The sequence below is a fragment of the Nocardioides sp. SR21 genome, from assembly GCF_022761125.1.
GTDB lineage: Bacteria > Actinomycetota > Actinomycetes > Propionibacteriales > Nocardioidaceae > Nocardioides.
On the sequence record NZ_JAKWJR010000006.1, the window covers coordinates 120,236 to 132,234 of the forward strand.

General features: G+C 71.2%; 13 protein-coding genes. 11 read left to right on the plus strand and 2 right to left on the minus strand.

From position 1 onward, the window contains the following. Positions 1–237 precede the first annotated feature (237 nt). Positions 238–834: a TetR/AcrR family transcriptional regulator gene (locus MJ604_RS12710; protein ID WP_243058833.1), complete on the minus strand. Its 597-nt coding sequence runs from the start codon at positions 832–834 to the stop codon at positions 238–240. A gap of 45 nt (positions 835–879) precedes the next feature. Here MJ604_RS12710 and MJ604_RS12715 point away from each other — a divergent pair, with 45 nt between their 5' ends. The 10 genes from MJ604_RS12715 to MJ604_RS12760 all read left to right on the plus strand — a co-directional run bounded on the left by MJ604_RS12715 (position 880) and on the right by MJ604_RS12760 (position 10,319). Continuing rightward, positions 880–1,632 carry an SDR family oxidoreductase gene (locus tag MJ604_RS12715; RefSeq protein WP_243058834.1) on the plus strand — a complete coding sequence of 251 codons (753 nt, stop codon included), beginning with the start codon at positions 880–882 and terminating at the stop codon, positions 1,630–1,632. Continuing rightward, positions 1,632–2,420, plus strand: a complete 789-nt coding sequence (locus MJ604_RS12720; protein ID WP_243058835.1) for an SDR family NAD(P)-dependent oxidoreductase — start codon at positions 1,632–1,634, stop codon at positions 2,418–2,420. Before MJ604_RS12715 ends, MJ604_RS12720 begins: the two co-directional genes overlap by 1 nt. After that, positions 2,417–3,454, plus strand: coding sequence for a phosphotransferase family protein (locus MJ604_RS12725; protein WP_243058836.1), 1,038 nt, complete (start codon positions 2,417–2,419; stop codon positions 3,452–3,454). Before MJ604_RS12720 ends, MJ604_RS12725 begins: the two co-directional genes overlap by 4 nt. Position 3,455: 1 nt before the next feature. Continuing rightward, positions 3,456–4,685 carry an acyl-CoA dehydrogenase family protein gene (locus tag MJ604_RS12730; RefSeq protein WP_243058837.1) on the plus strand — a complete coding sequence of 410 codons (1,230 nt, stop codon included), beginning with the start codon at positions 3,456–3,458 and terminating at the stop codon, positions 4,683–4,685. After that, the gene (locus tag MJ604_RS12735; RefSeq protein WP_243058838.1) at positions 4,678–5,856 is read left to right on the plus strand and encodes an acyl-CoA dehydrogenase family protein; all 1,179 of its coding nucleotides are present in this window, start codon (positions 4,678–4,680) and stop codon (positions 5,854–5,856) included. The genes MJ604_RS12730 and MJ604_RS12735 overlap by 8 nt, the downstream gene beginning before the upstream one ends. Beyond that, complete coding sequence (locus MJ604_RS12740) at positions 5,853–6,869, plus strand: acyl-CoA dehydrogenase family protein (RefSeq protein WP_243058839.1); 1,017 nt, start codon at positions 5,853–5,855, stop codon at positions 6,867–6,869. The genes MJ604_RS12735 and MJ604_RS12740 overlap by 4 nt, the downstream gene beginning before the upstream one ends. Positions 6,870–6,873: 4 nt before the next feature. After that, positions 6,874–8,025, plus strand: a complete 1,152-nt coding sequence (locus MJ604_RS12745; RefSeq protein WP_243058840.1) for an acyl-CoA dehydrogenase family protein — start codon at positions 6,874–6,876, stop codon at positions 8,023–8,025. A 10-nt stretch (positions 8,026–8,035) separates the two neighbouring features. Further along, positions 8,036–8,974 (plus strand): alpha/beta hydrolase, encoded by a 939-nt coding sequence (locus MJ604_RS12750; RefSeq protein ID WP_243058841.1) that lies wholly within the window; start codon positions 8,036–8,038, stop codon positions 8,972–8,974. Positions 8,975–9,039: 65 nt separating this feature from the next. After that, entirely contained in the window at positions 9,040–9,522 is a 483-nt protein-coding gene (locus MJ604_RS12755; protein WP_243058842.1) for a SigE family RNA polymerase sigma factor, read from the plus strand. Next, a complete protein-coding gene (locus tag MJ604_RS12760) occupies positions 9,519–10,319 on the plus strand; it encodes a hypothetical protein (RefSeq protein WP_243058843.1) in 801 nt (266 codons plus the stop codon). Before MJ604_RS12755 ends, MJ604_RS12760 begins: the two co-directional genes overlap by 4 nt. An 818-nt stretch (positions 10,320–11,137) precedes the next feature. Here the strand turns inward: MJ604_RS12760 and MJ604_RS12765 are convergent. After that, positions 11,138–11,527 (minus strand): hypothetical protein, encoded by a 390-nt coding sequence (locus tag MJ604_RS12765; protein ID WP_243058844.1) that lies wholly within the window; start codon positions 11,525–11,527, stop codon positions 11,138–11,140. Between the two features lie 137 nt (positions 11,528–11,664). Here MJ604_RS12765 and MJ604_RS12770 point away from each other — a divergent pair, with 137 nt between their 5' ends. Then, a complete protein-coding gene (locus MJ604_RS12770; RefSeq protein WP_243058845.1) occupies positions 11,665–11,922 on the plus strand; it encodes a hypothetical protein in 258 nt (85 codons plus the stop codon). Positions 11,923–11,999: the final 77 nt, after the last annotated feature.

The window sequence follows — 11,999 nt, forward strand, 5'->3', positions numbered from 1 at the left end:
GACCACGGACAACGGAGGCTCGGAATCCCTTGTTTTGACCGGGATGTGGACACTTTCGAGAAATTGTTCGGAGGAGATTTGGGTGGTGGTTTCGAGACAGGCGCGAGCGCGCCTTCCTCAACCACCGAAGGGTGCGAAGCCCACCACCGGAAAGCCGGGAAGCAGCGCCAGCCCGAACCCGCCCTACCCGCGTAAAAGCCCTATCGGTCGCGACCAGAAGCAACCCGCAGCCGGTGCTCAACCATCGTGACTGGCGCCCACCATCCGCAAGGCCAGCAGCCGGTAGTGCGCGGCGACCTCGTCGGGCGTCCAGCGGCCTTCGTCGCGGTACCAGCGGGCGACGTCGATGCCGAGGGAGAGGATCGCGAGGGAGGTCATCTGGGGGTCGGGGGTGGAGAAGACGCCGGAGGCCACGCCCCGGGAGACGACGTCGCGCAGGACGGTGTCGATGTCGTGACGGATGGCGCGGATCTGGGCGAGGTGGTCGTCACTGAGGGCGGCGAGCTCGTAGTTGATGACGCGGGCGCCGGTGTGCGAGACGGCATGGTCGCGGGCGAAGTCCTCGACGAGGTCGCCGAGCTGGGTGACCGGGTCGGACGAGCGCGCGACCGAGGCGCGCGCCAGCTCGAGGACGCGCACGTGGCCGACCCGGGCGAGCTCGAAGAGCAGCTCCTCCTTGGAGCGGTGGTGCACGTACATCGCGGCCGGGGACATGCCCGCCGCGGTGGAGATGTCGCGGGTGGTCGTGCCGTGGAATCCGCGCGCGCCGAACGCGTCCACCGCGGCCCGGGCCAGGCGGGTCCGGGAGTCGGGCTCGGGGCTGGACTCGGTCACGGGAGAGATGGTAAGCAAGCGCTTAGTCACTCGGCAAGGAGGAGCATGGTGCAGGGAATCGCCGGCAAGGTCGCGCTCGTGACCGGGGCCAGCCGTGGCATCGGCCTGGGCATCGCCCAGCGCCTCGTGGACGAGGGTGCGAAGGTCTGCATCACCGCGCGCAAGCAGGAGGCGCTCGACGACGCGGTGAACCGGCTGGGAGCGGAGAACGCGATCGGCATCGCCGGCAAGGCCGACGACCCCGACCACCGCGAGGACGCCGTGCGCCGCACGGTCGAGACGTTCGGGAGCCTGGACCTCCTGGTGAACAACGCCGGCATCAACCCGGTCGCCGGCCCGCTCATCGACTTCGATCTCGGCGCCGCTCGCAAGACCGTCGAGGTCAACGCGCTCGGGGCGCTCGCGTGGACGCAGGCGGCGTACCAGGCCTGGATGAAGGACCACGGCGGCTCGGTCGTGAACATCTCGTCGGTCTCGGGCGTGAAGCCCGCGCCGATGATCGGGATGTACGGCGCCTCCAAGGCGATGCTGATCAGCCTCACCGAGACGCTCGCGGTCGAGCTCGGCCCGACGATCCGCGTCAACGCGGTGGCGCCGGCGATCGTGAAGACGGCCTTCGCGGGAGCGCTGTACGAAGGCAACGAGGCCGCGGTCGCCGCCAAGTACCCCCTGCGCCGGCTGGGCGTTCCCGAGGACGTCGCCGGCGCCGTCGCCTTCCTGCTCTCCGACGACGCCGCCTGGCTCACCGGCCAGACCGTCACCCTCGACGGCGGCATCACCCTGGCCGGCGGCCACTGATGGGCGCCTTGCAGGACCAGGGTGTCGTCGTCACCGGCGCCGGCCGTGGCATCGGTCGCGCCCTCGCCACCCGAGCCGCACGCGAGGGTGCGCGCGTCGTCGTCAACGACCTCGACGAGGCCAACGCCCAGAAGGTCGCCGACGAGATCGGTGGTACGGCGGTCGCGGGCGACGTCACCGCACCCGAGGAGCTGATCGACGCGGCGACCCGGACCCTCGGCCGGATCGACGTGTTCTTCGCCAACGCCGGCATCGACGGCGCGGGCGGGCCCGACAGCCTGCAGACCGAGGACGCCGTCTGGGACCGCGTCCTGGACGTCAACGTGATGGCCCACGTCCGCGCCGCCCGGGCGCTCGTCCCCCGCTGGCTCGAGGACGGGCAGGGCGGTCGGTTCGCGGTCACCGCGTCGGCGGCCGGGCTGCTCACGATGATCGGCAGCGCGCCGTACTCCGTCACCAAGCACGCGGCCGTCGGCTTCGCCGAGTGGCTCTCCGTCACCTACGGATCGCGCGGCATCGACGTGCACGCGATCTGCCCGCAGGGCGTGAAGACGCAGATGCTGGAAGAGGCAGGACCCCTGCAGGCACTGCTGTCCCGCGACTCTGCGCTCGAGCCGGAGCAGGTGGCGGAAGCCGCGATCGCCGCGATCGAGGAGGGCCGCTTCCTGGTCCTCCCCCACCCGGAGGTCGCCGGCTACTACGCCGCGCGCGCCACCGACACCGAGAAGTGGCTGGGCGGCATGCGCCGCCTCCAGCAGAAGATCGACGAGGCAGGAGCGCTGGGTTGACCGAGACCCCCGGACTCGACCTGACCGCCTTCCGCGGCTGGTACGACGGACAGCGCCCCGGCGAGATCACCGGCGAGCTCAGCGCCGAGGTCATCGCGGGCGGCAAGTCCAACCTCACCTACGTGGTGACCGACGGCGGGCACGACTGGATCGTGCGCCGCCCGCCGCTCGGGCACGTGCAGGCGACCGCGCACGACATGGGCCGTGAGTACACCGCGATGTCCGCGCTGCGCGACACCGACGTACCCGTGCCCGTGACGTACGCCCACTGCGCCGACCCCGACGTGATCGGCGCTCCCTTCTACGTGATGGAGCGCGTCGACGGCGTCGCGTACCGCTCGGCCGGCCAGCTCGAGCCGCTCGGGCCGGAGCGCACCGCCGCGATCGCGGACCGCATGGTCGACGTCCTCGCGGCGCTGCACGCGGTCGAGCCCGCCGCCGTCGGGCTCGCGGAGTTCGGCCGGCCACAGGGCTTCCTGGAGCGCCAGGTGCGCCGGTGGGGCAAGCAGCTCGAGGGCTCCAAGACCACCGAGCGGCCGAACGCCGAGGAGCTGCACCGGCGGCTGACCGCGCGGGTGCCCGAGGACAACGACGAGTGGAACGGGATCGTCCACGGCGACTACCGCCTCGACAACCTGCTCACCGGACCCGACGACCGGATCAAGGCGGTCGTCGACTGGGAGATGGCCACCCTCGGCGACGTGCGCACCGACCTCGCGCTGCTGCTGGTCTACGACCAGATCGCCACGCTCGCGGGCGGGGCGCTGGTCGCCGACGTCGCGAAGGCGCCGGGCTACCCGGAGCCGCAGCAGCACCTGGCGCGGTACGCCGCGACCAGCGGCCGCGACCTCGGTGACATGGGGTTCCACCTCGGCCTCGCCTACTTCAAGCTCGCGGTGATCCTGGAGGGCATCCACTTCCGCTTCCTCCAGGGCGCCACCGTCGGAGAGGGCTTCGACCAGATCGGCGCCGGCTTCGACCCCCTCATCGCCGCCGGCCTCGACGCACTCGACCAATCCCCGGGACAGGACTGACATGTACTTCGCGCACGACGACACCACGCAGGACCTCATCGACCGGCTCGAGGCCTTCATGGCCGAGCGGATCGTCCCGTCCGAGCCGACGTTCCACGCCCAGCTGAAGGAGCTCGACGACCGCTGGGCGTGGACCGAGGCGCCGGTGCTGAAGGAGCTGCAGGCAGAGGCGCGCGAGCGCGGGCTCTGGAACGTCTTCCTCCCGAAGGAGCACGCCGACTCCCCCGGCCTCACCAACCTGCAGTACGCACCGCTCGCGGAGATCACCGGCCGCGCCGGCCACCTGGCGCCGGCCGTGCTCAACTGCGCGGCTCCCGACACCGGCAACATGGAGGTGCTCTCGCTGTTCGGCACGCCCGAGCAGAAGGAGCGCTGGCTGAAGCCGCTGCTGAACGGCGAGATCCGCTCGGCGTTCGCGATGACCGAGCCCGACGTCGCGTCCTCGGACGCGACCAACATCGCGACCCGGATCGAGCGCGACGGCGACGAGTACGTCCTCAACGGCCGCAAGTGGTGGATCACCGGAGCGATGAACCCGCACGCCGAGATCCTCATCGTGATGGGCAAGACCGACCCGTCGGCGTCGCGGCACCAGCAGCAGAGCATGATCCTGGTCCCGCGTGACACCCCGGGCCTCACCGTCGTCCGCGGCATGGAGGTCTTCGGGTACGACGACCACGAGCACGGCGGCCACGCGGAGCTGCTGTTCGAGGACGTGCGCGTCCCGGCCAGCAATCTGATCGGCCAGGAGGGCTACGGGTTCGCGATCGCCCAAGCCCGCTTGGGCCCTGGGCGCATCCACCACTGCATGCGGTCGATCGGCGTGGCCGAGGCCGCCATCGAGCTGATGTGCAAGCGGGCGAGCGAGCGGGTCGCGTTCGGCCGCCCGATCGCCAACCAGGGCGTGGTCCGCGACTGGATCGCGGAGTCGCGGGTGCGCATCGAGCAGCTGCGCCTGCTGGTGCTCAAGACCGCGTGGCTGATGGACACCGTCGGCAACCGCGGCGCGCACACCGAGATCCAGGCGATCAAGATCGCGACCCCGCAGACCGTGCAGTGGATCCTCGACAAGGCGATCCAGGTCCACGGCGCCGGCGGCCTCTCGCAGGACTTCCCGCTCGCCGCGGCGTACGCCGGCATCCGCACGCTGCGCTTCGCCGACGGCCCGGACGAGGTGCACAAGAACTCGCTCGCCAAGGCCCAGATCGCGAGGTACTCCGACGATGGATGAGTCCGAGCTGCAGCAGCGGATCGAGGCGCTGCTCGCCGAGCACCCGCCGGCCACCACCGACCGGCTGGACTTCCTGCACGCCCGCTTCGACGCCGGCCTGGCCTGGGTGCACTTCCCCGAGGGCCTCGGCGGCCTCGGCCTCTCGCGCAGCATGCAGCCGGTCGTGGACAAGGCGCTGCACAAGGCCGGCGCCCCCGACAACGACCCGCAGCGGATCGGCATCGGCCTCGGGATGGCGGCGCCGACGATCCTCGCGTTCGGCACCGACGAGCAGAAGCAGCGCTACCTGCGGCCGCTGTGGTGCGGCGAGGAGGTGTGGTGCCAGCTGTTCTCCGAGCCGGGCGCCGGCTCCGACCTCGCCGGGCTCGCGACCCGCGCGGTGCTCGACGGCGACACCTGGACCGTCAACGGCCAGAAGGTGTGGACGTCGTCGGCGCACATCGCCGACCGCGCGATCATCGTCGTACGCACCGATCCCGACCAGCCCAAGCACGCGGGACTCTCGTACTTCATGCTCGACATGCACGACCCCGGCGTCGAGGTCCGGCCGCTGCGCCAGATCACCGGCGAGGCGGAGTTCAACGAGGTCTTCCTGACCGACGCGCGGATCCCGGACTCCGACCGGCTCGGCGAGGTCGGCGAGGGCTGGAAGGTCGCCAACGCGACCCTCAGCAGCGAGCGGGTGGCGATCGGCGGGCACGCGTTCCCGCGCGAGTTCGGCATGGTCATGAACGTCGCGAAGACCTGGCGCGAGCGGCCCGAGCTGCGCACGCCCGAGACCCACGAGCGGCTGATGCGCGGGTGGGTCGACACCGAGGTCGCCCGGATCACGGCCACCCGGCTGCGCCAGAAGCTCGCGGCCGGCGTACCCGGCCCCGAGGGCTCGGCGATGAAGCTGTCGTTCGCGAAGATCAACCAGGAGCTGTCCGGGCTCGAGGTCGACCTGCTCGGCGACGAGGGCCTGCGGTACGGCGACTGGACCATGCGCCGCCCCACGTTCGTCGACTTCTTCGGCCAGGACGCGGGCTTCCGGTACCTCCGCGCCAAGGGCAACTCGATCGAGGGCGGCACCTCCGAGGTGCTGCGCAACGTCGTCGCCGAGCGGATCCTCGGCCTGCCGACCGAGCACCGCGTCGACAAGGACATCCCCTGGAAGGACCTGCCCCGATGACCGCGCCCGCTGAGGTGAACCTGCTGCCCGACGATGTCGAGCTCGACCTGCGCGCGTCGGTGCGCAAGGTGCTCGAGAAGCACGCACCCGTCGAGAAGCTGAACGCGATGTACGACGGCACCGACGACGTGACCGCCCCGCTGTGGTCGGCGTTCGTCGAGCTCGGCCTGCCCGGCCTGCTGGTGTCCGAGGACCTCGGCGGCGCCGGCGCGTCGGCGCGCGAGGCAGCCGCGGTGCTGGAGGAGCTCGGCCGGGCGGCCGCACCTTCGCCGTTCCTGACCTCGTCGGTCGTGGCCACCACGGTGCTCGCCACTCTCGGCGACACCGAGATCCTGCCGGCGCTCGCGTCCGGCGAGCAGACCGCGGCCCTGCTGGTCGGTGCCCCCGTGGGCCTGCCCGCGGACGTGCTGCTCGTCCCCGACGGCGACGCGCTCTATGCCGTCCGCGGTGCGACGTGCACGCCGGTCACCTCGCTCGACATGACCAGACCGCTGGCCGAGGCGGACCTCGACGGCGCCGAGAGGACCCTGCTGTCCGCGGACGCCCGCGCCGCCGTCGACGCCGGTCTCCTGGCCGGCGCCGGGCTGCTCGCCGCCGAGCAGGTCGGCGTGGCCCGCTGGGCGCTCGAGACCACGATCGCGTACCTCAAGGAGCGCCGGCAGTTCGGCCGGGTCGTCGGTGGTTTCCAGGCCCTCAAGCACCGGCTCGCCGACCTGTACTCCGAGGTCGAGCAGGCCGACGCCGCCGCGCGGTACGCCGCCGCGACCCTGGCCGCCGGCGACCCCGACGCACCGGTCGCGGTGCACGTCGCCGCGTCGTACTGCAGCGAGGTCGCGGTGCACGCGACCGAGGAGGCGGTGCAGCTGCACGGCGGCATCGGCATGACCTGGGAGCACCCCGCGCACCTGCACCTCAAGCGCGCCAAAGCCGACGCCCTGCTTCTCGGAACCGCCGAGTCGCACCGGGCCGCGCTCGCGGTGCTCGTCGACCTGCCCGCTCCAGCGGCAGGATGAGCCCATGGACCTGAGCCTGAACGACGAGCAGCAGGCGTTCCGCGACCTCGCGCGGGACTTCCTCGACCGCGAGGCGCTGCCGCACCGCACGACGTGGGACCGCGAGGAGCAGGTCGACCTCTCGATCATCCCGAAGATGGCGGAGATCGGCTTCTTCGGGCTCACCATCCCCGAGGAGTACGGCGGCCTCGGCGGCGACTACCTGACCTACGTGCTCGGCATGGAGGAGCTCGGCCGCGCGGACTCGGCGCTGCGCGGGATCGTGTCGGTCTCGAACGGGCTGTTCGGCAAGTCGGTGCTGGGCTTCGGCACCGAGGAGCAGAAGCAGGAGTGGCTGCCGAGGATCGCGGCCGGTACGTCGCTCGGCTGCTTCGGCCTCACCGAGCCGGGCACCGGCTCCGACGCCGGCAACCTGACGTCGAAGGCTCGTCGCGACGGCACCGACTACGTCCTGAACGGCCAGAAGCTCTTCATCACCAACGGCACCTGGGCCGACGTCGCCCTCGTCTTCGCGCGCACCAGCGACGAGGGCGCGCGCGGCGTCACGGCGTTCCTCGTGCCCACCGACGCGCCCGGTTTCGAGGCCCGCGAGATCAAGGGCAAGCTCGGGCTGCGCGGACAGGCGACCGCCGAGCTGTTCCTGTCGGACGTACGGGTGCCGGAGTCGGCGCGCCTCGGCGAGGAGGGCCAGGGCTTCAAGATCGCGATGACCACGCTGGACAAGGGCCGCGTCTCGGTGGCCGCCGGCTGCGTCGGCATCGTCCAGGGCTGCCTGGAGTCCTCGGTGTCGTACGCCCAGGAGCGCACGCAATTCGGCCGTCCCCTCGCCGGGTTCCAGCTCGTGCAGGAGCTCATCTCCGACATGTCCGTCGACGCCGACGCGGCCCGGCTGCTGGTGTGGCGCTGCGCTGACCTGATCGACCGCGGCGAGCCGTTCGGGGTGGCCGCCTCGAAGGCGAAGCTGTTCGCGTCCGAGGCCGCCGTACGCGCCGCCAACAACGCGATCCAGGTGTTCGGCGGCGCGGGGTACGTCGACGAGCACCCCGCGGAGAAGTACCTCCGCGACGCCCGCGTGATGACGCTGTACGAAGGCACCAGCCAGATCCAGAAGCTCCTCATCGGTCGCGCCGAGACCGGCGTCGCCGCGTTCGTGTAGAAGAGGACCCATGCCCGTCGATCCCCCGCTCGCCACGTTCCTCGAGTTCCTCGCCGCCGCCGGCAAGCCGATGCACGAAGGCACGCCCGACGAGGCCCGGCACGGCTTCCGCACGCTCTGGGTCGACCTGCGCGACCCGGCGTCCCTGCCGGACGTCGACGCGGTCGAGGACATCACGATCCCGGGCGCCGACGGGGACCTCGCGGCGCGCGTCTACACGCCGGCCGCCTCCGGGCCGCTGCCGACCGTGGTGTTCTTCCACGGCGGCGGCTTCGTGGTCGGAGACCTCGACACCCACGAGCTGGTCGCGCGCACGATCGCCACGGCCTGTGACGCCGTGGTCCTCTCGGTCGCCTACCGGCTCGCCCCGGAGCACCCGTGGCCGGCCGGCGCCGAGGACGCGATCGCCGCGACCCGGTGGGCGGCCGCGCACCTCGCCGACCTCGGCGGCGACGACCGGCTCGCGGTCGCCGGCGACAGCGCCGGCGGCAACCTCAGCGCGATCGTGGCCCAGGCCTGTCGCGACGAGGGCCTGCCCCTGGCCGGGCAGCTGCTGATGTACCCCGTCACCGACACCGGCGCCGACCACCCCTCGATGACCGAGAACGCCGAGGGCTACCTGCTCGACCTCGCCACGATGATGTGGTTCCACCAGCAGTACACCGCGCACCTGGCGGACCTCGACCTCGCCGACCCGCGGCTCTCGCCGCGACACGGCGACCTGTCCGGCCTCGCGCCGGCCGTGCTCGTCGTCGCGGAGTACGACCCCCTGCGCGACGACGGCCTGGCGTACGCCGCCGCCCTCAGCGAGGCGGGCGTCGCGGTCGAGGTGCGCAACTTCCCGGGCATGATCCACGGCTTCGCCGACCTCGGCCGGTACTCACCCGCGGCGCAGGCGGCGACCGACGAGACCTTCGCGCTGTTCCGGAAGGTGCTGCACGGTTTGTGACGGAACCGCCGCGGCGTGCGTCGTACTGGGTGTCATCACGACCCAGGAGAGACATGATCGACCCCGTGCCGCAGGACCCTTTCGAGGACTTCGCGCGGGCGAGGACCCCGCACCTCTACCGATCCGCGTGGCTTCTGTGCGGCCACCGGGCGGAGGCGGAGGACCTCGTCCAGGAGACGCTCGCGAAGGTCTACGTCCGGATGCACCGCCGGCTCGGCCCGCGGCTGGACAACCCGGCGGCCTATGCGCAGACCACGCTCTCGCGCACCTTCATCAGCGCTCGCCGGCGACGCAGCTCGACGGAGACGCCGTACGGTGACCTGCCCGCCGGGATCGCGCCCGACCACGCCGAGGCAGCGGACCTGCGGGTCTCGCTCGCCGACGCGCTGGCCGGGCTCGCGCCGCTGGACCGCGCGGTGCTGGTGCTGCGCTACCTCGACGACCTGCCCGTCGACGAGGTCGCCGCGACCCTCGATCTCTCGCCCGGGGCCGTTCGCAACCGGAGCATGCGCGCGCTCGCGCGGATGCGGACAGGAGTCACCCGATGAACGAGCACGAGTTCACCGACCTGCTCGACCGCAGCACGGCAGGGCTCGCTCCCGACGTCGAGCGACTCGTCGAGGGCGGTGCGGCGCGCGGCCGACGCACGCTTCGCCGGCGACGCATGGGTACGGCGCTCGGCGCGGCAGCAGTGGTCGGCGTCGTCGGCGTGGGCGCCGTCGTGCTTCCGACCGAGGGGCCAGGTCGCGCCGATGACACGTCGGCCGCAAGCGGTCCGTCGGCAACCGGGAGCCCGTCGCAGGCTCCGCTCACCGCGCCCCGGAAGGTCGACTCCGACGGCGACGGCAAGGCCGATGCGGAGGTCAGCGCAGATCTCCGCACGGTCGAGGAGATCCATGCCGACCTCCAGGTCCTGCTGGGCCCGGGCGCGAGCGACCTGCTCGACGGCAGACGTGGGCCCGTGGCCAACCTGGAGGGCGACGAGTTGAGCTGGTTCTTCCGGTTCGACGGCGCCGAGGCCCAGGTCTCGGTCTATCCGGTCGGTCGTGGATGCACTCCGTCGGGCGAGCAGATCGCCCAGCAGACGGGCTGCCTCGAGACCGGCGGGGTGGAGTACCGCACCGCCGGTCCGTGGAGCAGCAGCGGCGGCGGCCAGCGTGGACAGACGGCCGTTGCCTGGCAGCAGGGGTTCGAGATCATGGTCATCAGCGAGAACGTGCGTCAGGCGCTCTCCGGTGAGTCCACGCAGGTCGCCGACCTCCCGACGATCCCTCTCGAGACGCTGGTCGCGGCCGCGACCAGCGACATCTGGTTCGAGGACCCCTCCGCCACGGCTGGCGGGTGAGACCTCTCCGTTCGGCCTGGAGGGCATCGCACGGCGTTCGTCGGCGGCGGAGTGGCACCCCTCAAGACCGCGCTCATCGCGGCATGAGCGGTGCGCGAGCAACCGTTCGGTCCATGCAAACGGTTGCTGGCTCACCGCCGATGCGCCACGCGCCCTCAACTCGGCATGAGCGGTTGCGCGGGGCCGCGTCGTGTGCGGCCGACGGGTTCAGTATTCGCAGTCATGCCGAGCGGGTAGCGCGATGCGAGACTGACTACGTGACTTTCCGGAAGCTGAACTCCTGGGTCCGGGCCGCAATGCTCGCTGCGGCGGGACTCGCCGTGGCGTGGGCCGGCACCGCTTGGGCGTTGTCGTCGGCGGACGGGGTCTCGGGAGTCGTGGGCGCCCCCACAGGCACATATCGAACCGAGTTCATAGTCGGATGGCTGTATTGGTCTGCCGCACTCGGCGGCGTTGCGCTCAACGCCCTCGCTGGCTTCTTCCGCTGGGAGCCTGCTGCTGTCGGGCTCGTCGCCATCGTCGCCGTTCTGACGTGGGGTGCCTGGGTATGCGTGCAGCGGTACGTCGACTCCGGTTGGGCGGACGGTCTGGAGAACCTGACCTTTTTGATCCCGGCTATCGCTGGAGGGGCGGGAGCCGGGCTTTTGGCTGGTGCTGCCATGTGGCGACGGAGGCGATGCTGATAGGTCGAACGGCCCTAGCCAGCGCACTGGAACTACAGGTCGGGAGGGTCACCCTTCTGTCCGGGCGCGACTTCCCACACTGCATCTCGGCATGAGCGCGCGGATCACGGCATGGCTGGGCGCTTCGACCTCTGACTACTCGGGCGATGTCCAGAAGTCGCCGTCTCTGGCAAGGATGGAAGCCACGGTCTGGTTCACCCGCTTCAGCCACCCCTCGATGAACTGCGCAACGCTCGCGTCGGACGGTCGGTCCAGCCACTCAGCGGCGGCTTGTCGCAGAGCGGCGTGAGCGTCGGGGATGGGGGTGTTACCCGTCTCGTACAGGTCTTCGAGTTCCGCCCACGCAACGAAGACAGCGCCTCCGTCTGGCCCCCACTCAACGAAGTCGAGCATGGCTCCGCGCATCGAAACCACGGCGTCGTAGGCATCCCACGGCTCCTGAGCATCGAGCAGGACACGCATAAACGGGTCCATCGTCTCGCGGAAGAAGGCAGCCTGCCGCGCAAAGTCCTCCTCCTCGCTCATGCACTGACCGTAAACGTTCAATGCGCGCACATCGGCAGATCCGGTACCCCAGCTACACCGACACGCAGCGACGTGAGGCACGTTGAAGTCGAACGCGCCGCAGCACTTCCGGCGGTCCGGTGTTGCAGACTCCTCGGGTGACGTTCCCGACGCGTGCTGAGACGGAACAGATGCTCGCCGGTCTGGCGGCCGGCAATGTCACGCCAGCAGAGGCAAACGACTGGGCTACCCCATTCGTCGTAGATGAGAGCACCCATCCCGACGAGATGGACGCGGCTGTCTGGGGCGTGCTGACATTGATTTGCGGAGCCGACGTGCAGTCATCGCCCGGACGCTTGCTCCACGGCCCCGAGGACTTCCAGGTGTGGCTCGACGAGTTCCGCTCTCGCTGCTGATCGCATCGGATGACAGGCCCGATAGCTGCGCCGCTGTCGGGTCGGACAGGCGCACCCACGCGACCACCAGCCGCGCA